At 33.2% G+C, this 26,313-nt stretch carries 28 protein-coding genes and 1 tRNA gene; 19 read left to right on the forward strand and 10 right to left on the reverse strand.

What is annotated here, in order from left to right; genetic code table 11:
- The first annotated feature begins 27 nt into the window (after positions 1-27).
- Both E0Y80_RS15515 and E0Y80_RS15520 read left to right on the forward strand, forming a co-directional pair.
- Positions 28-897 (forward strand): SPFH domain-containing protein, encoded by an 870-nt coding sequence (locus tag E0Y80_RS15515; protein WP_156308583.1) that lies wholly within the window; start codon positions 28-30, stop codon positions 895-897.
- A 28-nt stretch (positions 898-925) separates the two neighbouring features.
- Positions 926-1,114, forward strand: a complete 189-nt coding sequence (locus E0Y80_RS15520) for a type II toxin-antitoxin system antitoxin (RefSeq protein ID WP_231596070.1) — start codon at positions 926-928, stop codon at positions 1,112-1,114.
- A 7-nt stretch (positions 1,115-1,121) separates the two neighbouring features.
- On the opposite strand, the gene E0Y80_RS15525 is transcribed toward E0Y80_RS15520, so the two are convergent.
- Positions 1,122-1,424, reverse strand: a complete 303-nt coding sequence (locus E0Y80_RS15525) for a hypothetical protein (RefSeq protein ID WP_156308585.1) — start codon at positions 1,422-1,424, stop codon at positions 1,122-1,124.
- Between the two features lie 298 nt (positions 1,425-1,722).
- Between E0Y80_RS15525 and E0Y80_RS15530 the strand changes: the two genes are divergently transcribed.
- The 7 genes from E0Y80_RS15530 (at position 1,723) to E0Y80_RS15560 (ending at position 8,828) form a co-directional block, all read left to right on the forward strand.
- Positions 1,723-2,709, forward strand: a complete 987-nt coding sequence (locus tag E0Y80_RS15530; RefSeq protein WP_156308586.1) for a PLP-dependent cysteine synthase family protein — start codon at positions 1,723-1,725, stop codon at positions 2,707-2,709.
- Positions 2,696-3,742 carry a DUF6695 family protein gene (locus tag E0Y80_RS15535; RefSeq protein ID WP_317163560.1) on the forward strand — a complete coding sequence of 349 codons (1,047 nt, stop codon included), beginning with the start codon at positions 2,696-2,698 and terminating at the stop codon, positions 3,740-3,742. The genes E0Y80_RS15530 and E0Y80_RS15535 overlap by 14 nt, the downstream gene beginning before the upstream one ends.
- A gap of 16 nt (positions 3,743-3,758) precedes the next feature.
- A complete protein-coding gene (panD, locus tag E0Y80_RS15540) occupies positions 3,759-4,127 on the forward strand; it encodes an aspartate 1-decarboxylase (protein ID WP_156308588.1) in 369 nt (122 codons plus the stop codon).
- Between the two features lie 354 nt (positions 4,128-4,481).
- Positions 4,482-5,156: a hypothetical protein gene (locus E0Y80_RS15545; RefSeq protein WP_156308589.1), complete on the forward strand. Its 675-nt coding sequence runs from the start codon at positions 4,482-4,484 to the stop codon at positions 5,154-5,156.
- Positions 5,157-5,177: 21 nt separating this feature from the next.
- Positions 5,178-7,172, forward strand: coding sequence for a hypothetical protein (locus E0Y80_RS15550; RefSeq protein ID WP_156308590.1), 1,995 nt, complete (start codon positions 5,178-5,180; stop codon positions 7,170-7,172).
- Positions 7,173-7,175: 3 nt separating this feature from the next.
- Positions 7,176-8,486, forward strand: a complete 1,311-nt coding sequence (locus E0Y80_RS15555; protein WP_156308591.1) for a hypothetical protein — start codon at positions 7,176-7,178, stop codon at positions 8,484-8,486.
- A gap of 108 nt (positions 8,487-8,594) precedes the next feature.
- On the forward strand, positions 8,595-8,828 hold the full coding sequence (locus E0Y80_RS15560) for a quinol oxidase subunit 4 (protein ID WP_156308592.1): 234 nt from the start codon (positions 8,595-8,597) through the stop codon (positions 8,826-8,828).
- A 63-nt stretch (positions 8,829-8,891) separates the two neighbouring features.
- Here the strand turns inward: E0Y80_RS15560 and rplI are convergent, their stop codons facing one another.
- From rplI to E0Y80_RS15580, 4 genes are all read right to left on the reverse strand, one after another.
- Positions 8,892-9,335 (reverse strand): 50S ribosomal protein L9, encoded by a 444-nt coding sequence (gene rplI, locus E0Y80_RS15565; RefSeq protein WP_156308593.1) that lies wholly within the window; start codon positions 9,333-9,335, stop codon positions 8,892-8,894.
- A gap of 13 nt (positions 9,336-9,348) precedes the next feature.
- Positions 9,349-9,612 (reverse strand): 30S ribosomal protein S18, encoded by a 264-nt coding sequence (rpsR, locus tag E0Y80_RS15570; RefSeq protein WP_093096199.1) that lies wholly within the window; start codon positions 9,610-9,612, stop codon positions 9,349-9,351.
- Positions 9,612-9,980, reverse strand: a complete 369-nt coding sequence (gene rpsF, locus E0Y80_RS15575; protein ID WP_156308594.1) for a 30S ribosomal protein S6 — start codon at positions 9,978-9,980, stop codon at positions 9,612-9,614. Before rpsF ends, rpsR begins: the two co-directional genes overlap by 1 nt.
- 568 nt (positions 9,981-10,548) lie before the next feature.
- Complete coding sequence (locus tag E0Y80_RS15580; protein WP_231596071.1) at positions 10,549-11,754, reverse strand: pyridoxal phosphate-dependent aminotransferase; 1,206 nt, start codon at positions 11,752-11,754, stop codon at positions 10,549-10,551.
- Between the two features lie 146 nt (positions 11,755-11,900).
- Here E0Y80_RS15580 and E0Y80_RS15585 point away from each other — a divergent pair, with 146 nt between their 5' ends.
- The 8 genes from E0Y80_RS15585 (at position 11,901) to E0Y80_RS15620 (ending at position 20,568) form a co-directional block, all read left to right on the forward strand.
- Complete coding sequence (locus E0Y80_RS15585) at positions 11,901-12,875, forward strand: bile acid:sodium symporter family protein (RefSeq protein ID WP_156308595.1); 975 nt, start codon at positions 11,901-11,903, stop codon at positions 12,873-12,875.
- A gap of 60 nt (positions 12,876-12,935) precedes the next feature.
- Positions 12,936-13,916, forward strand: a complete 981-nt coding sequence (locus tag E0Y80_RS15590) for a cation diffusion facilitator family transporter (RefSeq protein WP_156308596.1) — start codon at positions 12,936-12,938, stop codon at positions 13,914-13,916.
- A gap of 220 nt (positions 13,917-14,136) precedes the next feature.
- Entirely contained in the window at positions 14,137-14,595 is a 459-nt protein-coding gene (locus E0Y80_RS15595) for a nuclear transport factor 2 family protein (RefSeq protein ID WP_197091625.1), read from the forward strand.
- Positions 14,596-14,603: 8 nt separating this feature from the next.
- The gene (locus E0Y80_RS15600) at positions 14,604-14,885 is read left to right on the forward strand and encodes a GNAT family N-acetyltransferase (RefSeq protein WP_156308598.1); all 282 of its coding nucleotides are present in this window, start codon (positions 14,604-14,606) and stop codon (positions 14,883-14,885) included.
- Positions 14,886-14,910: 25 nt separating this feature from the next.
- Positions 14,911-15,564, forward strand: coding sequence for a Rossmann-fold NAD(P)-binding domain-containing protein (locus E0Y80_RS15605; protein WP_197091626.1), 654 nt, complete (start codon positions 14,911-14,913; stop codon positions 15,562-15,564).
- Positions 15,565-15,755: 191 nt separating this feature from the next.
- On the forward strand, positions 15,756-17,969 hold the full coding sequence (locus tag E0Y80_RS15610; RefSeq protein ID WP_156308599.1) for an NADP-dependent isocitrate dehydrogenase: 2,214 nt from the start codon (positions 15,756-15,758) through the stop codon (positions 17,967-17,969).
- A gap of 124 nt (positions 17,970-18,093) precedes the next feature.
- On the forward strand, positions 18,094-18,951 hold the full coding sequence (locus tag E0Y80_RS15615; RefSeq protein WP_156308600.1) for a sugar phosphate isomerase/epimerase family protein: 858 nt from the start codon (positions 18,094-18,096) through the stop codon (positions 18,949-18,951).
- Positions 18,952-19,218: 267 nt separating this feature from the next.
- Positions 19,219-20,568, forward strand: a complete 1,350-nt coding sequence (locus E0Y80_RS15620) for a PDZ domain-containing protein (RefSeq protein WP_156308601.1) — start codon at positions 19,219-19,221, stop codon at positions 20,566-20,568.
- 33 nt (positions 20,569-20,601) lie between these two features.
- Here E0Y80_RS15620 and E0Y80_RS15625 read toward each other — a convergent pair whose 3' ends face one another.
- Positions 20,602-21,555 (reverse strand): acetyl-CoA carboxylase carboxyltransferase subunit alpha, encoded by a 954-nt coding sequence (locus E0Y80_RS15625; RefSeq protein WP_156308602.1) that lies wholly within the window; start codon positions 21,553-21,555, stop codon positions 20,602-20,604.
- Positions 21,556-21,745: 190 nt separating this feature from the next.
- On the opposite strand from E0Y80_RS15625, the gene E0Y80_RS15630 reads away from it, so the two are divergent.
- A complete protein-coding gene (locus E0Y80_RS15630; protein ID WP_156308603.1) occupies positions 21,746-22,627 on the forward strand; it encodes a mechanosensitive ion channel family protein in 882 nt (293 codons plus the stop codon).
- Here the strand turns inward: E0Y80_RS15630 and coaA are convergent.
- From coaA to E0Y80_RS15650, 4 genes are all read right to left on the reverse strand, one after another.
- On the reverse strand, positions 22,614-23,558 hold the full coding sequence (gene coaA / locus E0Y80_RS15635) for a type I pantothenate kinase (protein WP_156308604.1): 945 nt from the start codon (positions 23,556-23,558) through the stop codon (positions 22,614-22,616). The genes E0Y80_RS15630 and coaA overlap by 14 nt on opposite strands.
- 33 nt (positions 23,559-23,591) lie before the next feature.
- Entirely contained in the window at positions 23,592-24,020 is a 429-nt protein-coding gene (locus E0Y80_RS15640; RefSeq protein ID WP_156308605.1) for an OsmC family protein, read from the reverse strand.
- Positions 24,021-24,029: 9 nt separating this feature from the next.
- Positions 24,030-24,398 carry a methylglyoxal synthase gene (locus tag E0Y80_RS15645; protein WP_156308606.1) on the reverse strand — a complete coding sequence of 123 codons (369 nt, stop codon included), beginning with the start codon at positions 24,396-24,398 and terminating at the stop codon, positions 24,030-24,032.
- 133 nt (positions 24,399-24,531) lie between these two features.
- Complete coding sequence (locus E0Y80_RS15650) at positions 24,532-25,596, reverse strand: patatin-like phospholipase family protein (protein WP_156308607.1); 1,065 nt, start codon at positions 25,594-25,596, stop codon at positions 24,532-24,534.
- A gap of 107 nt (positions 25,597-25,703) precedes the next feature.
- On the opposite strand from E0Y80_RS15650, the gene E0Y80_RS15655 reads away from it, so the two are divergent.
- Positions 25,704-25,794 (forward strand) — tRNA-Ser (locus tag E0Y80_RS15655).
- Positions 25,795-26,313: the final 519 nt, after the last annotated feature.

A 26,313-nucleotide genomic window follows, 5' to 3' on the forward strand; every position in this document is an offset into this window, starting at 1 on the left:
AAATAATATCATTTTAACTTACTAATTATGGAAAAGATTATTAAACCTACATCCGGTTATTTGGCCTTGGTTATCCTGCTTTTTAGTATTATTGGATTTGTTTATTCTTTTATTGGGATAGCAACAACTAATAATCTGACATTCATTATTTTATCAGTTATTTCTTTTGTTGTTTTTATAGTGATTGTAAAAGGGTTAATTATAGTAAATCCGAATCATTCACGGGTGTTAAATTTATTTGGAAAATATGTAGGCACTATAAAAGCCAATGGACTGTTTTTCATCAACCCATTATATACTGCTCAAAAGATTAGTTTGAGGTCTGAGAATTTACAAGGCCAGACTTTAAAGGTGAATGACAAATTAGGTAATCCAATTGAGATTGCTGCTGTCATCGTGTGGAAAATCGGAGATACTTATAGAGCGGCTTATGAAGTTCAAAGTTATATGGATTATGTAAGAGTACAGAGTGAAGCTGCGGTCAGACATTTAGCTGTAAGTTTTGCATACGATAGTTTTGAAGATGAAAATGCAGATTTAACTTTAAGAGACGGGGGTGAGGATGTCAATAAAATATTGGTAAGTGAATTATCTGAAAGATTGGCAAAGGCAGGTGTTGTGGTTGAAGAGGCAAGGATAACGCATTTGGCATATGCTCCAGAAATTGCAGGCGCAATGCTTCAACGTCAACAAGCATCAGCAATTGTTGCGGCAAGATCTAAAATTGTTGAAGGGGCGGTAGGTATGGTTGATATGGCACTTCAAAGGTTATCCGAACAAAATATTGTAGAACTTGATGACGAAAGAAAAGCTGCAATGGTAAGTAACCTCATGGTTGTCTTATGTGGAGAAAAAGCGGCACAACCAATTGTAAATACAGGAACCCTTTATAGTTAAGGGTTAATTCCATAGTAAGAGAATATTTATGAAAAAGAGTTTTGTGATAAGGATTGATGAAGAAACCTTTAAACTATTGGAAAACTGGGCACAGGATGAATTCAGAAGTGTAAATGGTCAAATTGAATTCTTAATTCACCAAGGGCTTCAGAAATCAGGAAGAATGAAAAAAAATAAATCAACACAAATAAATAAGTCAGTCGATAAAAACGACTGACTTATTTTTAATCTCTACGGATATATTCTCGATCTTCATCTGTAAGATCATCCTCATTTTTTAAAAATTCAGCATCTTCATCAGTTGTTTGGTAGCTGTTTGATACTCCGTATTCTTTTGGATGTTTTGGTTTTCTTCTAAACAAGATTCCGCCAACAATTACTCCCAAAAGAAAAAAAATCCCTAGAATAAGTAATTTTGATGTCCTGATATCTCCAAATAGCCAAAACGATGCTTCTTCTTTGTTGTTAAACAAAATGATAACTAATAAGGCAAGGAGCACTGAAATGATTATTGTTTTAGGTTTCATAAATGATGTCTTTGGACAAAACTAAAAATTAATTATTGTAATGCAATTTATACATTCGATCGCTATAATATGTAAAGGTTATATATTATTTTACAGGTCAATTGTATTGCATATTATCTTATTTTTAAGGCAAAATACAATATTATTTAAAAAAATATAACTTTTTCCGATTACCTAATTGGATATCTGCCTGAGATTTAAACTTTAAACGCTTTTGAAGTGTTATAACATATAGAATAATTTTTGTTGAAAAACGTTTTAAATAAAACGATAAACAGTATTATAATATTTAGAACTATTGATAAAGGAATTTATTGGGAATACTCCATTGCGGAAAGATGAATATTTGTCTAAAAAATATAAGGCAAATATATTGGTTAAGGAAGAGTTTTATAATCCGGGCAAATCTTCAAAAGATCGGGCAGCATGGTTTATGCTGGAAGATGCTATTAATAAAAATAAAATAGTAGATGGAGGCACATTTGTTGAGGCAAGTAGTGGGAATACTGGGATTAGTATTGCTCTTATAGCTAGTGAGTTAGGTTATAAATCTAGGATTTTTGTTTCCTCAAGCTGTTCCGAAGAAAAGATTAAATTATTGAAGAAATATGGCGCTGAAATAGAACGATGTGATAATTCAAATGGTTTGCATGTTTTTAATTCGACTCAATATTTAGCCCAAAACTATAGCTCAAATCATCCCAATACCTACTTTACCAATCAATACTATAATTCAAATAACATCAAAGCAAATTATAAGACTACTGGCCCTGAAATATGGAAACAAACGGCAGGGAAAGTTACCCATGTTATAGTTGGTGTGGGAACAGGCGGCACGATTTCAGGATTAGGGCGTTATTTAAAGGAGCAGAATCCGAATGTTAAAATATGGGGTGTTGAGCCAAATAATTCAGTTTATGAACTTTATATGGCTGGTAAAAATATTCCGGATACAGAAATTAATTTTGATTCGATTGAGGGGATAGGCAGAACATTTATACCTGGGGCATTTGACCGTAAATGTGTTGATAAAATTTTTCAAATCAGCAAGGATGATACCATAGCAATGGCCCATTTATTTAGAGCAGAAAGACAAGACTTATTAGGATTTTCAAGTGCAGCTGTATTAGCAACTCTTGATCGATATGTTGAAGAAATGGAATTAAAAGAATCCGATGTAGTTGTTTTATTCTTTCCGGATCATGGTAGTCGATATATTAATAAGTTATATAAAGATTTTGCTCCAATTACTGAATTAAAAGGAAATTATAATGCATCAATATAATGACATAGCAATTCCAATTGCATGGCCAGATCAAACAGCAAGAGGTGATGAATTATGGATGGCCATATTAAAGAAGTTAGGAGTTGTGAAGAATCTTAATTTTAAGGTTGGTCATGCTGCGATTGTTTTAATTGAAAGAAAGACTGGAAATCTGAGATATTTTGATTTTGGAAGGTATATATCACCACGTGGATTTGGTAGAGCCAGGTCTAGTATGTTTGATCCTAGACTAGAATTAGAAACAAAGGCAAAATTCAATGAGGATAATTCACTTCAAAATTTTGAAGAAATTTTAAAAGAACTTCAAATCAAGGAGTTTGCTACTCATGGCGGAGGTAGATTGTTATGCTCAATTTGTCGAGGTATTTCATTTTACAAAGCTGTAGAGTTTGCTGAAGAAATAGTTGAGAAAGGTCCAATTTTATATGGTGCTTTGGCTCCCAATAATAATAGTTGTTCTAGATATGTTGCTCAAATTTTAGTTAATTCTCTTCAAAAAAGTGATAAAAGGATTAATAAGATTCTCTTTCCAGAAAGCCTAAAAGCTAGTCCAACAAGCAATGTTGTTAATGCAAATGAGGAAAATGAGGTGTATTGTTTTAAAGATTCCAAGCTTGAAAAGTGGAAGATGGGTAGGTGGGATTCATTAAAGTTTCAAATAAATTTATTGCATCCGAATTTTTTTAAATCAAAATCTCATCAATTACCTGATGATTTATTTTTAGGATTTATAGATGAACCAAACAGGCCGAAAAATTTGCCTGAAAATGCACAATGGTTAGGTGGATTGGGGGAAGGTTGTTGGTTTTCTATAGATTGTTTCAATGAAGAAGCAGAAATTACTAGATATAATCATCAAGGTGAAATTGATTACTCAGTAATATCCTATTCTGATGAATCATTTAATAAATTGAATGATTTTAAATTCAGTTATCAAGTTCATCAAAACCAGCATGTTGTTAAACAGAATAATAAAGAAATAATATTTAAAACATTAAATATTAATAACTTAAATTATAAAAAATCTATCTAAAAAATATAATAATAAAATGGAATTAAAAATTTTAAAAGCAAAAATTCATACTGTAAAAGTAACCGAAGCGAATGTGGAATATAATGGATCTATAACTATTGATGCAGACCTATTAGATGCTGCAGGAATTGTTAAATATGAGCAGGTTTACATTAATAATGCAATTAATGGCAGTAGAATTATGACTTATGTGTTACCAGGAAAAAGAGGAAGTGGTGAGGTTTGTATGAATGGTGGTGCAGCATTGCATGCTAAGGTTGGCGATACTGTCCATATCTTGTCGTTTGTTAATTTAACCCCAGAAGAGGCTGAATCCTATCAACCAACTTTAGTTTTTACAGAAGGAAATAATCAAATCAAATCTGTTGAAAAATATGATTATTAAATAAAATGGGTATAGAATGGAATTAAATTTCATATGATTTATTAACTCCATTTCAAATTCAGAAATAACAAGGGTCCGCTATTTGGCGGACCTTTTTTATGAATAATATTTTAAGAGTTTTGATTGATTACTGTGCACATATTAGAGCATCGCAACCACAATTTATCTACGAATGTCGAAATAGGTATATTTCTTTAGTTTTATTATATAATTTTGGCACAGCTAACTCTTAAAATAGAAAGTATATTTATTATGTTTAAAAAATCACTGAAATCAGTGACTATTCATCAGTTTTTTGTTAATAACTTCAAAAACTGAATAAAGTGGAAGTATAGGTTTTATAATATGTTGATAATGATTAAGAAAGTGATTTTTTCGGTGTTCATGTTAATTACATTATGTTCATTAAGTTCTTGTTTTGATGTTGTTGAAGAAATCAATATGAAGACAAATGGAAGCGGTTCTATCACCGGAACATTGAATTTGAGTAAAAGTAGAACGAAGGTGTCATCGCTAATGAAACTTGATAAAATTGATGGTTTTAATATTCCTTCTCAAGCGGAAATTAGAAAAGAGATGGCTACGATAGTTCAGATTTTGAAAAATACCAAAGGAATAAGTAATGTTGATTATAAGCTGGATTTTACAAATTACATTGCAAGTGTTTCTTGTGATTTTCAAAATGTCAATGCATTAAATTTATATACTGAAACATTAGCTAAACACTTTAAAACTAAGCTTAATACTTATTCTAATTATAGTTATAATTCAAGTACAAAAACATTTATTAGAAATTATAAACATAACCCTGAAGCTATCAAAGAATTCAATAAACTGAAACCAGAAAATCAAAAATCATTTGATCAGGCATTTTATACAAGTATTTATAGGTTTCAAAATACTGTCAGTAAGCAGGATAATTCTTTAGGGAAGATTTCAGGAAATAAGCAAGCTGTAATGATCAAGGTACCGATCCCAAATTTAGTAAGTGGTCAAGCTAAATTAGGCAACACGATCATTCTTAAATAATAAAAATCTAATTATACATATATGAATAACTTGAAACTTGCCATAGCATTATTGGCGGTTAGTCTTGGAGGAAAGGCATATTCTCAAGATTTATTATCAAAGATTCCTGAGGACTCCAAATTTGTGGTGGCATTAAATGGTAAAGGCTTTTTTAAGCATGCTAAATTAAGTCAGTTAAACGATATTTTTAAAAGAGCAGGTCTTTTTAAGGAATTAGGTGAGGAAAATGTAAATTTTAAAACTGAAAATATTGAAGATTTTGGAATTGATTTTCAGGCAAAATCATATATACATTTCAATGTCAATGACAGTATTCAATATATTGGAGCCTTGATACCATTAAAAAGTAAAGAGCAATTTGAATCGATCTTACCAGAAGATTCGGAAATCAAGGTTGTAAATGGTTTAAATACTATTTATTCTGATGATAAAAGAGTAAGGGTTAGCTGGGATCAACAGACCATCTATATTTTAGGTGCTGCCGAAATGAATAATTATTTTTCTAAGGATGAAATCAAGGAGAAGTATGGATTATTGGCATTACCAGAATATGCTTGGGCAGACGAAGCTGCAATCGCAGTTCCAGATACTTTAGATTGGGCAGGAGAAGATTACAATCAAATTGAAACATCAATAGATTCTGCAAAACAAATTGAGGAAGAAATTGTGACAATTGAAAGTGCAGAGGAATTTGAGCAGGAGGTTGAAGGTGAAATCGTCAATATTCCTCCTCCGACAATTAGGAGGGGTGATGATTTTTCATCTGTAGATTCAACTTTAGAACGAGAGGAATATCAAGATGATTATTATGATAAATATGCTGAAGTAAATCGACATAACGATTCTATCGTGAATATTTTCGTAAATGATCATGTCAATTCCTTCATGAATGACATAATTGATGGGAAGTTTAAATCTTATAAGTCCAAATCTATTGTATCAATGAAAGACAATGAATTGATGCGTATGGAAATGGGAAAATTTGATCAGTTATTGATGTATTATTATCCAACAGATTTGATTTATGGCACTTTAGGTAGACCATCGATGGATTATGGTTATGAATCAATAAACAGTTCTGTCATTGTTGATGGAAATAGGATGAAACTGGTTGGTGATATGTCATTTGATAAGGAAATGACTAGATATTACAAGGAAATGTATTCCAAAAAAATGAATCCTAAATTCTTAAAATTTATCAATGATGATGCCTTGGCTTTTGGTTCATTTAATGTAAGCACTGAAGCTTATTTGAAGCATATGCCAGCTATTGTTCAGCGTGTATATGGTGGTATGGATGTTAAAGTTGGAAAAATTATTGATCTTTTCACTACCGCTTTTGATGTAATCGTTGACGAAAAAGCAGTTGCAAAAGTGTTTAAAGGTGATAATCTACTTGTGTTAAACGGTGTATCTCAAAAAGAAGTAAAATACATTGATTATGAGTATGATGAGGATTACAATTATCAAGAAATTGAAAAGACTAAAATGGAGAAAATTCCGAACTACTTATGGATGTTTTCTTCAGATGACACCAGAATCTTTGAAAAGATATTTGCAATACTCGAAACTGAAGGGAACTTAATAAATCACGAAGGGATTTATGAAATTAAGAATGGTAAAATCGATGAGTTTGCGCCATATATTCTAATAAAAGAGGGAATAGTTTTTCTAGGAAATGACCTTGATCAAATTCAAAAAATAAAATCTAATGAATATAAAGTTTCTTCTGGTAATCGATATAGTTCAATCGCCAAAAAGAACAAATTCGCATTAGTTTTCAATACAAAGAAGATTCCAGGCTTAGTGGATGATTTGGATCTTCCTGTCCATCGTTCAATGGAGGCTGAGGTAAAAAATTTAGCACAATATGGTGATATTTATATGATCAGCAATGGTATGAAGGGAAATAAATTTAATTATGAAGCAGGAATAGATTTTCCAAGTGGGAATGAAAATGCACTTGATTTCATAATCCATACTCTTGATAATATAAGTAAGTCATTAAAAGACTAACCCATGCTTTGGATAAAGAGAATACTCTTAGTTATTATAGGACTTATAGCCATATTGGCTATAAGTCTTTTTGGTTTTAAATATTACCGGTCCTTAAAATCAGATGAAATTAAAATTCCAAAAAACTCATATTCTGTCATTCGAATAAAAATTGATAATTTGGCAATAGACCTTTTCAAAAATTCAATATCGAATTATTCTGAATATTATTCTAGAAAAAAAGATAGTACTCGAGTTTTTAATCAAAAAAATATCTTGGATTTAGGAGTCAAAATTCCAGCTGATTTATATCTTTTTAGCTTAAGTGACACATCAACAACATGGTATTCGATTTTAGATATCAGCAATGAAAAAAACATTGATGATTTCTTGAAAAATAAACTTGATTTGAAAGATTCAATTTTTGAAGATAGCGATACGTCCCAAAGAATATTTGTTAAAAAATCACTTGGAGCAATGATGGGCAATGGTAAAATGATTATTTCTTTTGGACCTGATCCTCAGTTCAATTTAATGAAGGAATTAATTGGATCTAACCAAAGTGATTGGATTTTAGCCAAGTCTATGGTTGCTGGGATTTCCAAGATTTCGGATTCTAAAGTGAGTTATTCAGATCAAATGAAAAATTGGGCCAAAGTAGACTTTAAGAAAGGAAGTATTAATATGGAAGCCTATATAAAATCCCAATTATTTAAATTCCCAACAACAGCAAATGAAATAGAAGATCAAAATAATCAAGTATTGAGTTTTGCTTTTAATTCAGACCTATCTTTACTTTTAAAAGATAGGCAGGATCAATTAGAAAAGTTAAAACTACCGGTTGATAGTGTTTACAAATATGTAGGTAATTTTGTTTCCATCCGATTGGATGATGGTTATGTCATGGAGACCGATACCATTATAACCTATGACTATGATGATAATTTCAATATGGTTGAGAAGAAAGAGATTCAGAAGATTGAAGTTCCTGACTTAGCATTTAACATCATGGCATCTCCCCATCTCGTCGGATATCTGCCAGATAAGATGTTTTACAAATTCTCTAAGGAATATAAACAAGGTATGATTAATTTGTTCACAGGAACAAAGAAAGATCATGATCTTAATCTGAAACCTTCTGATTATGTATTATCCATGAATTATCGTAAGTCAACCTCAACAGGCAAATATTTAAACTGGATTCCAAAATTTGAGGCACTTGAATCTGGGGAAGTAAGGGGAAAAGCAATCAGTGAAAATGAAATAAATCTAACAGGAGAATTTATTTTAGTCGATTCAGAATTAAATAGTTTATATCAGCTATTGGTAAATTGATAAAATATTGATTATTAATGTTTAAACAAACAGGTTGTTTTGTTTTAGTCAAAATTTAAACGTTTGGCTTAGAATTTGGTCTATTGTTTAGGACAACAGACATTATTTATGAAAAGATTATTAGGATTAATATTAATTGCCTTTATGGCATTCAGTGTTTCGTCATGTTACACACATCACCATCATCCGCATGGGATGCCTCCAGGTCAAGCCAAGAAAAAGTATGGAGGTAAATCTGCGAAAAGATATGCTCCAGGTCAACAGAAGAAAAAATATAAAAATCATAAAAAGGGTAGGAGTAATATTCCGGGACATCGATACGATGTATATTTTCCTAACTAAAAATAAAATAAAGAGGCCGAATTCATTTGAATTCGGCCTCTCTATTTTTTTATCGATTAAAGCTTATTCAGCAACAACTTCGAAAGGGATTTGTACTTTAACTTCCTTGTGTAAGTTCAAGTTAGCAATGTACTCACCTAATTGCTTAGGTTCAGTTTCGAAAGTGATACGACGGCGGTCAACATCATAACCTTGAGCTTTAAGAGCATCAGCGATTTGAATACTGTTAACTTTTCCGAAGATCTTGCCTGACTCACCAGCTTTAGTGCCAATAGTTAATTTTACTGACTCTAATTTGCTTGCTAATTCAGAAGCATCTTTCTTAATTTTTTCTTGTTTGAACTGAGCTTGTTTAATGTTCTCAGCTAAAACTTTCTTTGCAGATGGCGTAGCCATGATTGCAAATCCTTGAGGAATTAAGTAGTTACGGCCGAAACCTGGTTTTACTACTACGATATCGTCCTTTTCACCAAGGTGTTTTACATCTTGTTTTAATATAACTTCCATTGTCGTTTCCTCCTTATTTTAATGAATCAGTTACGTAAGGCATTAATCCGATGATACGAGCACGTTTCACGGCTTGAGCAACTTTACGTTGAAATTTCAATGATGTTCCAGTTAATCGACGAGGTAAGATTTTACCTTGATCATTTACGAACTTCAAAAGGAAGTTAGCGTCTTTGTAGTCGATGTATTTAATACCGTTCTTTTTGAAACGACAGTATTTCTTACGGTTGTCCTCTACTTTAGGGGCAGTTACGTATTGGATGTTTTCGTTTGCCATTAGTTTGCTACCTCCTCAGTTTTAGTTTCAACTTTCTTGTTGAATGCACCGCTACGTTTTTTCTCATTGTAAGCAACTGCATGCTTGTCTAATGAGATGGTTAAGAAACGCATCACACGCTCATCACGTTTGTATTCAACCTCTAATTTTTTAATTAAATCACCTGGAGCCTTGAATTCAGTTAAGTGATAAAATCCAGTTGTTTTTTTCTGGATTGGATACGCTAATTTTCTCAAACCCCAATTATCTTCAGCGATAATTTCGGCTCCGCCTTCTTTTAAGATGTCTGTGAACTTTGCGATTGCTTCTTTCGCAGCATCTTCTGAAAGCAACGGGGTAAGAATGATTACAGATTCGTACTGTTGCATTTTGTAAATAATTATGTTTATTAATTTTACTCCGTAGGTATGTTAACGGAAGTGCAAAGATAGATAATTCTATTTAATTATACTAAAAAAGGTTGACTATTTTTTTATGTAAGCCTTTGGTTCTTAACAGCTACATTTATTCTGAACAATTAATTAATCACAAGTAAAAAAAATATTAACATAATTTCCCTGATTGACATTCAGGGTTTTAAGGAATATTGTAGTTTTCTAGCTACAATATTCCTTTATGAATTATTGCTTTTTGCCATTCTTTTATCTAAAATTCTCATCTTTGCGCCTGCAAAAATTATTAAAAAAAAAGACATTGAATTTTATTGTTAAAATGCCTCTTTGGGCAAAAATATTAATCTCGATAACAACAGGGGTGATAATTGGTTTTTTAATATCAAAATTAATCTATTATTCCTTATTTATTTTCTAACCACTTTGGACATTTGTTTATTATGAGTAAGGCTCAGTCAGAAATGATTGGGCTTTTTTTGTTCTATAAAAAAACCGACCTAAGAATTGTCTTGGTCGGTTTATGGATGAAATATCTTTTTATATCCTATTTCAATTTACCTAATGCTTCCTTTATTCTTTTTAAGGCCTCAATAAGGTTTTCATCTGAAGCAGCATAGGAAAGTCTAATATAGTTGTTGTTTCCAAATGAATCACCACCAACAGTTGCCACATGACCAAAATTTAATAAATATAAAGCGAGGTCAGCAGAGTTGTTTATCACATTTCCATCTGGATCTTTTTTACCAAAGAAAGAGCTAATTTCTGGAAAGAAATAGAAAGCTCCGTCAGGAAGGTTTGTTTTTACTCCTGGAATATCATTCAGCAAATCATAAACCAATTGACGGCGACGAGCAAACGCTTCTTTCATTTCTAAAACAGATTCTAATCCTTGTTCATAGGCAATAATCCCCGCACGCTGCGAGATTGAACATGTTCCAGAAGTCGTTTGACCCTGCATTTTTTCATTTGCTGCAGCGATTTCTTTATTTGCCGCAATATATCCCAAACGCCATCCTGTCATTGCAAATGCTTTTGAAAACCCGTTGATTATTATAACGCGATCTTTAATTGATGGGAACTGAGCGATAGATTCATGTTGGTCTACAAAGTTAATATGTTCATAGATCTCATCAGAAATAATATAGATATCAGGATGCTTTTCAAACACCCTTACTAATCCTTCTAATTCCTCCTTAGAGTAAACAGATCCTGTAGGATTACAAGGAGAAGAGAACATGAAAACTTTTGATTTTGGAGTAATCGCAGCTTCTAATTGTTCAGGGGTGATTTTGAAATCAGATTCAATGGTCGTGTCAATAAATACCGATTTACCTTCAGCCAAAACTACCATTTCAGAATATGAAACCCAATAAGGAGTTGGGATGATTACTTCATCACCTGGATTTACTAAGGTTAGTAAGACATTTGATAGAGATTGTTTTGCACCAGTAGATACGACAATGTTCGAGATATCATAATCTAGGCCATTTTCATTTTTCAACTTGTTAACAATCGCTTGACGAAGTTCAGGATAGCCTGAAACCGGTGAGTAACGGGTCCAATTTTCATCCAATGCCCTTTTCGCAGCATCTTTTACATGCTCAGGCGTATTGAAATCGGGTTCACCTACACTTAAACTAATTACATTGATGCCTTTAGCCGCGAGTTCGCGACCTAATTTAGTCATCTTTAACGTTGCTGATTCGGATAGATTATTGATTCTATCGGATAATATGGATTTTGTACTCATGATATTGCAAATATATTATATACAATTTATTATTGATGAGAAAAATGTAATAAAATATCTATAAAAATGATACATTTTAAATAAAGAGCCTGGAATAGGTCTTTGTTAAATTAATGATAGCTTTGTATCGCAAATTGAGATATCAGATGAAGTTAAAATTTGACGGGTTTATCATAGCCTTGATATTTATGATTTTTCTTGCCTTTATTTTTCCAGATGTTGCTGGATTTAACAATGGTAAATTCTTAAATACCCTAATAAGTGTTGGTGTTGCTTTAGTGTTCTTTTTCTATGGATTGAAGCTTAGCTTTACTGAGATTAAGGAGGGAATGAAAAATTGGAAGCTCCATCTATCCATTCAATTATTCACTTTTACTCTTTTTCCTCTTTTAGTCTTGTTATTCAAGCCTTTTGTGCATACAGAAACACAAGAACAATTTTGGTTATCATTTTATTTTCTAGCAGCTCTACCTTCAACGGTGACATCTTCAGTCGTCATGGTATCCATTGCTCGTGGCAATGTTCCTGCTGCAATATTTAATGCCTCAATTTCTGGCCTGATAGGAGTGGCCGTAACTCCATTATTAATGCACTTTTTCTTAGAGGTATCAAATGTTAATGTATTTGCTGATTTATATTTAGGTCTTTTATTTGAAGTAATACTACCCGTAATCCTCGGATTAATTCTACAACCTTATTGGGGAAAATGGGCTCATAAATACATGAAGACATTGTCCAATTTTGATAAAGGAGTTGTTCTACTGATTGTTTACAGTAGTTTTTCTGAATCTTTTATGAATAATATATTCAGTACGATTGGTAGTACTTATCTAATAGCTTTATTTATAGGTGTTATCGTATTATTCTTTACTGTTTATTTGATTATCCTACTCCTTGTTAGGTATGTGTTAAAATTCAATAGGGAAGATCGTATCACAGCCATTTTTTGTGGTTCTAAAAAGTCATTGACCCACGGTAGTGTGTTCTCTAAATTCTTGTTTGCTAACAATCCTAATTTAGGATTGTTTATCCTTCCTTTGATGGTTTATCATGCTTTTCAAATTTTTGTGGTTACCATCATTGCTCAGAATTTAGGTCGTCAAAAAAATGAGGAAATTTAAAGTAATTGGAAATTTTCTAAGGTTTAATTTATTTATTTTTGCAATTCAAAATTATTAGATATGAATAGGCAGATGAGATTGGTTTTATTATCGTTAGTTACGGGAATCGTACTTATGCTAATCAAATTTATTGCTTATTTTATTACAGAATCAAACGCCATATTTTCTGATGCTGCTGAAAGTATTGTGAATATAGTCGCTTCTGGATTTGCCTATTACAGCATTTATTTGGCTGCCCAACCCAAAGATGAAAATCATCCGTATGGACATGGAAAAGTTGAGTTCTTTTCGGTGTTTGTTGAAGGAGGTATGATTTTTATTGCCGGCAGTATAATTCTTATTAAATCTATCTATTCAATATTTTCTCCACAGCCTATTAATAATGTTGAAGAAGGGATGTATTTAATATTAGCAACTTCCTTGATTAATTTTGCTGTTGGATTTTATTTAATGAAGAGGGGGAAGGCCTTACGTTCATTAACCATCGAAGCTGATGGTAAACATTTACAAGTTGATGCTTACAGCTCTATTGGTTTAATTGCTGGATTGTTAATCATGAAACTTACTGGCTTAGCATGGATTGATTTAGCACTATCTTTTGTTTTAGGAACCTTTATCCTTTACAATGGTTATAAATTATTGAGGAAATCAATCTCTGGTCTTATGGATGAATCTGATTCTGAGGTGATTGAAGAAGTTGTTTCCATATTAAACAAAAACAGAAAACCAGAATGGATAGATGTACATAATTTAAGGGTGCAAAGATACGGACAGGAATTACATATCGACTGTCACCTTACACTTCCAAATTATTATAGCTTAAATAAAGTACATGACAGCATTTCAGATTTTGATCAGGTTTTAAATACCAACTTAGATTCTAAAACCGAATTCTTTATTCATGCCGATCCATGTATGCCCGAATGTTGTCATTATTGTAAGGTTGAGAATTGTCCTATTCGCTCAGAGGAATATTCAAAACATATTGATTGGACAACCGTTAATGTGACTAAGAATATGAAGCATTTTAGAAAATCTTAATCCCAATCTAAAGATTTAATAGTTTATTCTTATCTCGATACCAATTCAGCGTTTACATAAGGTCTTTTTTGGCGGTAACCAGAACATTGTTTATAGATGGTCATTTATAAGAATTGTTTAAACCTAACAATAGATAAATGTTTTCATATTAACAATTAAAGCTATATTTAAGAAAAACTCGTTTATGAAAATTTTTAATTTTATTATAATTTCTTTATTGATGATACAATTTAGTTTCGGTCAATCGGAAAAGGATAATGTTAATAAAGTGATGGATTTATGGCACCGTGCTGCGGGGGATGCAAATTTTGAAGAATATTTTAATTTCATGGATGACTCTTCCATTTTTATCGGAACAGATGCAACTGAAAGGTGGAATAAGCAGGAATTTATGGCTTATGCAAAGCCTCATTTTGATAAAGGGAAAGCTTGGAATTTCACTAGTTTGGAAAGAAATGTAATTTTTTCTGTGGATGGTAAAACAGCATGGATAGATGAATTGTTAAATACACAGATGAAAATCTGCCGGGGATCTGGAGTTTTGGAAAAGAAAAATGGAAAATGGGTCATAAAACATTATGTTTTGTCAATGACTGTTCCAAATGATTTAGTAGATCAGGTTGTGCCTTTAAAGGCGGAAATTGAGGATAAAATAATTGAAGGATTAAAGATAAAATAAAGATTAATATGTTAGTGAAACACGAAGAATCTGGTAACAAAGGCGGTTTTTTTGCTGAGGAGGATGGAAAAAAAATCGGAGAAATGACTTATTCAAAGGCTGGGCCTGGAAAAATAATTATTGACCATACAGAAGTTGATCCTGAGGAAAAAGGTAAAGGAATAGGTTCTGTCTTACTTGACAAAGCTGTTGAGTATGCAAGGGACAATAATGTGAAAATCTTACCATTATGTCCATTTGCAAAAGCTCAGTTTGACCGTGATGTAAATATCCGTGATGTACTTTTTTAAGAAGTAATAACCATAATCAACAACCATGAAAGCAGTAGTAATAGGTGCAACAGGTGCTACAGGTAGAGAATTAGTATTACAGCTATTGGCAGATAAAAGGGTCGATTCTGTAACGGTATTAGTTAGGAGATCATTTTTTACCGCCGACCCTAAGTTATTAGAGGTAGTCGTTAATTTTGATAAACTAGAAGATTTCAGTCCATATATTATTGGTGATATCGCATTTTCTACCTTAGGAACGACGTTGAAAGCTGCCGGAAGCAAAGAAGCTCAATGGGTTGTTGATTATGATTACCAATTAAAATTTGCGGCATTATCTAAAATAAATCACATAAATACTTTTGTTTTATTGTCTTCTGCACAGGCTAGTATTCATTCCAGGTTTTATTATACCAAAATGAAAGGCCTGCTTGAGGAAGCCATTAAGGCGTTGAATTTCCCAAAATTAATTATTGTAAGGCCAGGTCCAATTGATAGACCCAATACAGATCGAAGAGCTGAAAAAATAACCATTAAGATGTTGAATTTTTTTAATAAGCTTGGATTTCTGAAGCCTTATAAACCAATAAGTACTATGACATTAGCAAAAGCTATTGTTGAATCTGCTTTTGAGGATAAACAGGGTTTAGTAGATGAATATAATCCTAAGGAAATCTGGGAAGAATTAGGACATTCTTAGGGATAAGAATTGTTTATTACTGATGATTCTATCTATAAAAGCCAATAATTTTTGATATTTCGACATTATTTTGGCTTTTATGGCTATTTAAAATTGATTTTGTTATCTTTAGGCGAATTTAAATAAAGAGGAGTTATTCCTCTTTATTTTTCACTAAAAATTGCAAAATAATATCATTTCAATAGAAAATTATGTCATCTAAAATCATTTACACAAAAACAGATGAAGCGCCTTTACTGGCAACGTATTCATTTCTACCTATTGTTCAAGCATTTGCAAAAACAGCAAATATTGATATCGAATTAAGAGATATATCTTTAGCGGGACGTATCCTTGCTAATTTGAATGAATATTTACCTTCTGATCAAAAAACTACAGATGCTTTGGCAGAATTAGGTCAGTTGGCTACTACTCCTGATGCAAACATTATTAAATTGCCTAATATTTCTGCATCTATTCCTCAATTAAAAGCTGCTATTGCTGAATTGCAAAAAGCAGGATATAATATTCCAAATTATCCTGATTCACCAGCAAATGCTGATGAAGAGAAAATTAAAGCTGCCTATGCTAAAGTATTAGGATCAGCTGTAAATCCTGTTTTACGTGAAGGTAATTCTGATCGTCGCGCGCCTAAAGCTGTTAAAAATTATGCTAAAGCTAATCCTCATAGAATGGGAGCTTGGGCAAAAGATAGCAAAACAAAGGTAGCATCGATGCAAGACGGGGACTTTTACGGTTCTGAAAAATCATTAACATTAGAAAATGATAGCCAATTTAAAATTGAATTTGTTGGTTCTAATGGAGAAACAAAAGAATTAAAAGGTTTAGGTAATTTAAAGGCTGGAGAAGTAATTGATTCATCGGTTCTTCATATTGCTCAGCTTAAAGATTTCGTTGCACAAGCAATTCAGGAAGCTAAGGATACTAGAGTATTGTTGTCTGCCCACTTGAAGGCAACAATGATGAAAGTTTCTGACCCAATTATTTTTGGTGCAATCGTTGAAGTTTATTTCAAGGATGTTTTTGCAAAATACGGCTCATTATTTAATGAATTAGGAATTAATAAAAACAATGGTTTAGGAGAGGTTTATGCTAAAATTGCAGGTACTCCACAGGAAGAAGAAGTAAAAGCTGCCATAGATGCTGCTATTGCTAACGGTCCTGATCTAGCCATGGTAAATTCTGATAAAGGAATTACCAATTTACATGTTCCTTCCGATGTCATTGTGGATGCTTCTATGCCTGCTATGATTCGTATCGGTGGTAAAATGTGGGATAAAAATGGTGCTGAGCAGGATACTCTTGCAATTATCCCTGACAGATCTTATGCTGGAATTTATGAGGCTGTAATTGAAGATTGTAAAATCAATGGTGCTTACGATCCAAAAACAATGGGTTCAGTTCCTAATGTGGGTTTAATGGCCCAGAAAGCTGAAGAATACGGATCTCATGATAAAACTTTCCAAGCAGAAGCTAATGGAACTATACGTGTAGTTGATCAAAATGGAAATGTTTTGATGGAGCAAAAAGTAGAAGCAGGTGATATTTTCCGTATGTGTCAAACTAAAGATGCTCCAATTCAAGACTGGGTTAAACTTGCCGTAAATCGTGCTCGTTTATCTGCTACGCCAGCAGTTTTTTGGTTGGATGAAAACCGTGCACACGATAATGAAATTATTAAGAAAGTTAAAAAATACTTAGCTGATCACGATACTAATGGACTTGATATTCGAATATTATCACCAATAGAGGCTACTAAGTTTTCTATTGATAGAATACGTAAAGGTGAAGATACTATTTCCGTTACTGGAAACGTATTACGTGACTATTTAACTGATTTATTCCCAATTTTAGAACTTGGAACATCTGCTAAAATGTTGTCTATTGTTCCATTAATGAATGGTGGAGGTCTATTTGAGACTGGTGCTGGTGGTTCTGCTCCTAAACACGTAGAGCAGTTCTTAGAAGAAGGCTATTTACGTTGGGATTCATTAGGAGAATTCCTAGCATTACAAGCTTCCTTAGAACATTTGGCTCAAACCCAATGTAATGAGAAAGCGCAAGTATTAGCTGATGCTTTAGATGAGGCAAATGCTAAATTCTTAGCTAATGACAAATCTCCTGCACGTAAGGTAGGTCAAATTGATAACCGTGGGTCTCACTTTTATTTGGCTACTTACTGGGCTGAAGCTTTAGCAAACCAAACAAAAGATGCGGAATTAGCATCGAAGTTTGCTGACTTAGCAAAAACATTAACAGAACAAGAAGCTAAGATCAATGCTGAATTGATAGATGCTCAAGGAAAAGCTCAAGATATTGCTGGATATTATTTTCCAAATGATGAATTAGCATCAAAAGCTATGCGTCCTTCTGCAACTTTAAATGCTGCGATAGACTCTTTTTAGTTTTAGATTTAAATAAAAAAGCCCTGTTCAATTAATGAACAGGGCTTTTTTTGTTCCTATTCTATTGTCTATCTTCTTAGAATTCACTATTTTTAATATTATAAAAAACATAAACCTATTTCAAATGAGTAATAAAAAGAACAGTAGAAGGAATTTCTTACAATTAGGTGCTTTTGGTGCAGCAGCATTGATAACAAGTCCTAGTTGGATGAAAGCTACAGCTGGTGAAACAATAGCAAAGAAAGCTGATCAAAATAGTATCAAATTAGGAATCGCAGGCTACAGTTTTGTGAATTTTAATTTGGATCAGTCTTTGGCCATGATGAAAAGGATGGATGTAAAATATCTCTGTATCAAAGATTTTCACTTGCCATTTAATAGTACCGCTGAGGAAATTGCTGCATTCCATAAAAAATTAGCTGATTCTAATGTTACTGGTTATGCAGTGGGGCCAATCTACATGAAAACAAAGGAGGAAATTGATAAAGCCTTTGATTATTGTAAACGAGTAGGGGTTAATTTAATGATTGGGATTCCTGAAATAAAAGATTTACCATATGTTGCTCAGAAGGCAAAAGAAAATAATGTAAAATTCGGAATCCATAATCATGGACCGGAAGACAAGATTTATCCAAATGCCACTGTTATATGGAATCATATTAAAGACCTAGATAAAAATTTAGGAATGTGCTTCGATATGGGACACAATGTTCGTGATGGGCAAGACTCGATTAAAGATTTAGTTAGATATAAGGACCGTATCTTTGATATTCACTTAAAAAATGTAACTGCTGCAGATGCAAAAGGTTCAACTTGTGAACTTGGTCGAGGAATTATTGATATTCCTGCTTTTACAAGAGCATTATTGAAAATTAAATATCCTGGCTGCTGCAGCATTGAGTTTGAAAAAGACATGAAAGATCCACTTGCTGGAATTGCTGAATCTGTAGGATATTTCAGAGGTGTATTAAGCGCCGTATAATACGAAATGTAATTGCAAAAAGGGAATGACTTAATAAGCATTCCTTTTTTTGTATTCCATTTTTACACAAATCTTCTTTGATTTTACAGTTCCCTTAATAAAATCCATCCCAATCTATTTTATTTGTTGCAACATTTGATAAGTTATTTTAAATTTTTAATAATGTAGTTTATTGAAATTTAATAAGTTATTAAATGTTTAATATTAAGTTGATGTTAATTTAAATGATTATAAAAATTAGGTAAATTAGTACTGTAAACTTATTATATGAAAATCTTTCTATTTCTTCTGCTGAACATTTTGTTCTTGCATTGCTATTCGCAAAGAAGCTTTTCATTAATAAATCATAAAAAGAATTCCTTCAAATTTGATTTAAGTGGTAATCTAGTTGTTGTTCCTGTAAAAGTTAATGGAGTAGAACTTCAGTTTTTAATGGATACAGGAGTCAAGGAAACTATTTTATTTGCTACTCCGCAGGACTCTGTACCTCTTGAAAATGTTAGCAAGGTGAAGTTTTCCGGGATAGGTATTGAAGATGGAGTGGAAGGCGTTATGGCGGTGGGTAATGAATTAATCGTCGGTGAAACATTAATTGACTCGGTTCACAATATTTTTGTCATTGATGCTGAAGAACTAGATCTATCTAGCCACATAGGAATTCCTATCAATGGGATTTTAGGAAGTCGTTTGTTTGAGGACTATATGATAAAAATAGATTACTTGAAATCTAAAGTTTCTATATATGATTCCTATGATTTTCCGGAAAATTTAATAAAAAATTATACTCGAATGCCCGTAGAGATGGAGAGAAGCCGGCCATATGTACATATCAATGTTAACTTAGGAAATAGAACGATAAGAAAAGCTAAAATGTTGGTGGATATGGGAAACTCTGATGGCCTTTTAGTTTTTCCATTTTTAATTGACTCCTTAAAAATTTCTGAACCAAAGATCTATGATTTTATAGGACGTGGGTTTAATGGATTGATATTCGGATATAGGAATCGAGTCGACGGCTTTGATTGGGCGGGTTTTCATATCAAAGAACCTATAGTTTCTTACCCAGATTCTAATGCGGTCCATGCTGCTAAATTGGCAATAAATCGAATTGGATCGATAGGAAATCAAGTTTTGCAGCATTTTCATGTGATTATTAATTATCCAAAGAATGAAATTTATTTAAAGAAAAACAGGAATTTTGGAAAACGGTTTGAGATTAATATGTCCGGGATGGAAATAAAACATGATGGATTAGAATGGACGCAAAGGAGAGTTCCAACGAATATCGGTAGGAGGGATCCCGATAATCCAAATAGTCCTGGTGTAAGTGTGTATAGTCAAGAGGAATACAAGTATGAGTTTTCATTGCGCCCAATTTATAGAGTTGCTAGTGTAAGGGAAGGATCTCCCGCCGATCTGGCAGGGGTCAAGATAGATGATGAAATTTTAAAGGTAAACGGCAGTAATGCACAAAACTTAAAACTTAAACAGATTGTAGGAAAGTTTATGCATAAAGAAGGGGATGATATTAGGTTGGTATTACAGCGTGGTCTGGACCAAATAAAGGTTCAATTTATTTTAAAAGATCCTATTCCATTTCAAAATAGTATAAATTAAAAAAGCCTTGAAAAATTTTTCAAGGCTTTCTTTTTATTCGTTAACAACTCCCATGTTGCTGAACTTGTCAATTCTTTCTGCAACCATTGTGGCTTTATCTTTGGCATTTAAGACTGCCAGGTCCTCTAAAATTCTATTTTTCACATTCAGGGCTGTTGCTTCTGGATCTTGATGGGCACCACCAATAGGTTCTGCGATAATTCCATCAATAAGACCATTGCATAACATGTCTTCAGCAGTCAATTTCAGCGCTTCAGCAGCTCTTTCTTTCTGATCCCAACTTCTCCATAAGATTGAAGAACATGATTCTGGAGAGATTACTGAATACCAAGTATTCTGTAGCATATATACTTTATCTCCGATACCAATACCTAATGCTCCACCAGATGCTCCTTCACCAATTACGATACAAATAATTGGAACTTTTAAAACTGACATTTCAAGTAAGTTTCTTGCTATGGCTTCTCCTTGTCCACGCTCTTCAGCTTCAAGGCCTGGATATGCACCCATTGTATCAATAAGGGTTACGACGGGCTTATTAAACTTTTCAGCCATTTTCATTAACCGAAGTGCTTTCCTATATCCTTCTGGATTTGCCATCCCGAAATTGCGGAATTGTCGCTCTTTGGTGTTCTTACCTTTTTGATGACCAATAACCATAACAGATTGTCCACCAATTGTAGCGAATCCTCCAACTATAGCTTTGTCGTCTTTTATATTTCTATCTCCATGCAACTCAATGAAGTCGTCACAGATTAAATCAATGTAATCGAAAGTTTGTGGTCTATCAGGATGCCTTGACATTTGAACCTTTTGCCATCCTGTCATATTGCTATACACCTCAACTTTTGTTTGTTCTAATTTTTCCTCCAACTCGCGGACTGTAGCACCCATATCTACTTTGGTCTTTTCTTCTACTTGTTTAACCTTTTCAATCTGAGTCTGTAAATCAGCAATCGGCTTTTCAAAATCAAATGTTGTCTCCATAATTACCTTTTTGGTGTCATTAAAGCGGAAGCTAAGTTACTTGTTTTTTAAGAATTATAAAATGTTATTTAACGCATTCATTAACTTATAACAACTCTAAAACTATTTAATACTTGATTATTAGCTATATAACATAATCCCCTTTAATCTTGTTTTGTGAACTAATTAAAAAAATAATATCTTCAAGACCATGAATGCAGCCATTGAAGATAACAAACCAAAAATTCCTTGGGCTTTTATAGGAAAAGTATTTCTTGTAATCATCATTATCGTTTGTCATGTTTATTTTGAATATGATATTGAGAAAAGAATAATTCTAGCTCGATTATTAAGAGGACTGTATTCTTTCTTGATTCCGAGTATCCTATTATCAATATTTCGGTTTATAGTGATTATGCTATATAATGCTAGAGATTCTCAGAAAAGGGAGCGTGGTAATTTTGTTTTGGGAATCAATAGATTGACGGCTGTTCTAAATACAGTGTTCTTCGTCATTGCTATAATGACTGCATTCGGGATCAATCCAAAAGAGTTTATTACCAGTATGACTATCGTTGCTATGGCAATAGCAGTCATTTTTAGGGATTACATCACAAATATGATATCAGGATTGATCGTTATGTTTTCTGAGCAATTGTCTGTTGGTGATCGTATTAAAGTTGGAGAGCATAAAGGTAGAATTATCGATATAACCTTTGCAAATCTTGTTTTACAGGATGAAGAGGATGATATTGTTATGGTCCCCAATAACATGGTTTTCACATCAACTTTCATGAATCTTTCGGCGCATCAATCTAGTTTATTTACAGTTAGGTTTGAGTTGCCCTTGGAAGTTTCATTACATATAGATGAATTAGAAGAACATTTAAGATTGAGTCTGATTAATCATCCAAATCTAAAAGTAAAAGATGACCAATATAAGGTGAAGGTAATGGAAATAGGGAAGGACTACGTACGCTATAAAATGGATCTGTATGCCTTAACAAATAGCAATAGATTGCATAGGAATATTGAAAATGAAATCCTCAAGGAAATCATCAAATTTGAAAGATCAATACTTAAATCTTCCTAACTTTTACTCGTTTAATAAAGTGTTCCGAACCTTTTTTAAGAATTAAATCAGCTCTATATCTTGTAGGGAGAATGTTTTCATGAAGATTTGGCTTATTAATTTCATTCCAAATCTGTTTGGCCATTGTATAGCTTTCTTCCTCAGTGAGATTTGCGTATTTATGAAAATAGGAAGCAGAATTTTGAAATGCTGTTGCCCTCAATGATTCAAATCTGTCAATGTACCATGATACAATATTCTTTTCATCGGCATCCACATAAATGGAGTAATCAAAAAAATCAGAAACGAAAACACCATTTTTTCGCGAATTTACCTGTAATACATTGATTCCTTCAACAATTAAAACATCAGGTTGTGATATAACTAAACGGTCATCGTTTAAAACATCATATTCCAAGTGCGAATAAAGGGGAACTGAAACCTGAGACTTTCCTGATTTTATATCGGCTAAAAATTGTAAAAGTTTCTTCGTGTCATAACTTTCAGGAAAACCCTTTCTATTCAGGATATTACGTTTGATTAATTCCTTATTTGGATAAAGGAAGCCATCTGTGGTAACTAGTTCAACTTTTGGTTTATTGGGAAGTAGAGAAAGTACTTTGGTAAGTACTCTGGCAGTTGTACTTTTTCCGACAGCAACTGAACCTGCAATTCCAATAATAAAGGGTAGTTTCTGATGATTTCTTTTGAAAAAAACATTGCTTTTTGAATGCAATTCTTGAAAGTTATGAATATGTACTTCCAAAAGATGAGCCAATGGAATATAGATATCCTCTATCTCTTCCATAGTTAATGGTTCATTTAATGCATGCAATTGATCTAAATCTTCCTCTTGAATGGAATGGGATAATTGACCGTTCAATCTTTTCCATTGTTCGCGAGTAAAGTTCTGGAACGGACTTGTGAAAGTATGTTCACTTATAGATGGCATAGCTTTTTATTTTTTCAAGTCGCAAATATACAATCAAGAATTGTCTTTTACCTGAATTGTATCAATTAGATTACTTTCTATAACAACAGGATTCATTAACATTTTATGTACAGGGCATTTTTCTCCAATCGCATATAGCCTTCTTTTTTGATCTTCATCCAATTCACCATCAATAAATATATTGCATTTGATATATGTAGTTTGCTGCAATTCGCTTTTTTGAATTTCACTGGATACCTTGATGTCGATTTTATCAACTTTCCATTGCTTTCTATTTGCATACATTCTCATGGTGATTGCCTTACATGCACCAACGGATGAAAGTAATAATTGTGTTGGAGCTAGCCCTTTGTTGTCGCCTCCTAAATCAATTGGTTCATCAGCTAATATATTTAAATCTTCGTATGATATAGTTGTTGTATAGCTTTTATCTCCAATACTCACTAATACTTCGTTTGCCATCTTATCTTATTATTCTAAAAGTCCTTTAATAATTAATGTACCGGTTGCAGGGTTCGTGGCCAATGGAACGTTCCAAAGATCGCAAATTCTCATAAGCATTTGAATATCTGGTTCATGAGCATGTTTACCTAATGGATCACGAAAGAATATGATGCCTTGTATCTTACCTTCTGCAGCCATTGCAGCAATTTGAGCATCACCACCTTTCGGACCAGAAAGTTTTAATTCTACTTCTAAACCAGTTTGTTGGATATATGAACCTGTTGTTCCTGTTGCCACAAGATGGGCTTTTGATAATTCTTGCTGATGATCTTTGACGAACGCAACCATTTCTGCTTTCTTTCCATCATGAGCAATTAGAGCTATTGTTTTTGCCATTTGTTGTTTGTGTTTGCGTACTATATGAATCGCTTGGATAATATAACAAAAATATTTCTACCTAATTAATTCTAAGTGCTGAAAATCTTATTTATTGATCTTGTATATGGCTTTTATTCTTAAACACAAGCTTTTAGAATTTTTCTCTCAAATAGTTCCAAACTGAGTTTTGCTTCTTTTCACTTTTTCTTTCTTTATCAGAGATGAGGTCTAAAACTAATGCATCCAACATTCTTTCATTATCGCTAATCAATTTATCTGCTAAGGATACAATTTTTTGGATATTACCTTTTGATGCAGCGTCTAAGGATGGTTCGATTGATGAAAGGTTTGAGGGTTCAATACGGATATAATTATATGTATGCTGGACAGATCTGAAAAGTTGATGCATAAAATAATCATTACTTTCAGCAGAGCTACTTGTCATGATATCGACCAATGCTGGACCGATAGAAATAGCTTTTTTCTTTTTGAAATCCTCGTATCTATAAGCATTTTTAGCGATTCCTGTTCCTAAGGACAGAATATGAACGTCATCGATCTTAAATGTTTTATAGGTTTTTAAAACTTCAAGTAAAGCTGAAATAGCAGGATTATGTGCAAAGACGCCGCCGTCTACCAATGGATACCTAGTTCCGGCAATTGAATAAATTTCAGCGACAGAAAAATAAGTAGGAGCAGCTGAGGTAGCTCTGCATACATCTTTTAAATAGAAATCTCTAGAAGCTCCATGTGAGATTGCTTTCTGTTGCCGGAAGAGGTGATTTTTTCTAAGTTCAATATTATATGCAGTGATGATGCATGGGCTTATAAGTTCACTAAGCTTTTGATCATGGAAATAATCTTCTAAAATTTTATAAAGAACTTTTTCGTCATATAACTCGGTTAAAAGACCAAACTGGTTTAAAAACCTTCTCCAGCTACTAGTTGTGAAAATCTCGGTGCCATGGTTAAGATATATATTCAATGCATCTTGAGCCGAAAATCGAGGTTTGGAAGGATCATCTGGGTGGGGGCAGAGGAGTATACTTACTAAGATCCCTCCGGTACTTGTCCCTGCAAAAAAATCGAAATATTCTGAAAGATGAGTATTTGGGTTTCCGGTTGCTTGTTTAAGTTTTTGCTCTAACGATACCAATACCATTCCCGGAATTATTCCACGGATTCCACCGCCATCGATTGATAAAATTCTTTTCATTTTTGAGTTTGACCTAAGTTAATCAAAGGAAATTGGAATGATCAAATATTTTTAAATAAAAATGCGGTTACATTGCTCAAAAATGATATATTTGCACCCACAATCACGGAGAGGTGTCAGAGTGGTCGAATGAGCAGACCTGGAAAGTCTGTATACGGGATGACTGTATCGAGGGTTCGAATCCCTCCCTCTCCGCCAAATAAATCAAAGCCGCCCCCCAAAGGGATGGTTCAAGCCCCGTGCGCGGGCCTCGAGCGACTGAACCAATCCCTTTGAAATCCAAACCCTAGAGCGCAGAATCAGCCCTTTTAATTCATCCCAATAGCAAAGAAATCGGCTTTGATTTATTTGAAGCCGCCCCCCCAAAGGGATGGTTCAAGCCTCGAGCGCGGGCCTCGAGCGACTGAACCAATCCCTTTGAAATCCAACCCTAGAGCACAGCATCAGCCCTTTTAATTCATCCCAATAGCGAAGCGATCGGCTTTGATTTATTTGAAGCCGCCCCCCCAAAGGGATGGTTCAAGCCCCGAGCGCGGGCCTCGAGCGACTGAACCAATCCCTTTGAAATCCAACTCTAGAGCACATTCCTCAACACTTTTCTCGGATCATGTACAAAAGTTGTGGAGGGGATAAAAAATAATTAGATATTTGTGCTTTGAACTTATATAGAGATGCACGATTCATTTAAAGCTTTAATGCCGCTTATCATTCCTGAAG

The sequence above is a fragment of the Sphingobacterium endophyticum genome, from assembly GCF_009733535.1.
GTDB classification, from domain to species: domain Bacteria; phylum Bacteroidota; class Bacteroidia; order Sphingobacteriales; family Sphingobacteriaceae; genus Sphingobacterium; species Sphingobacterium endophyticum.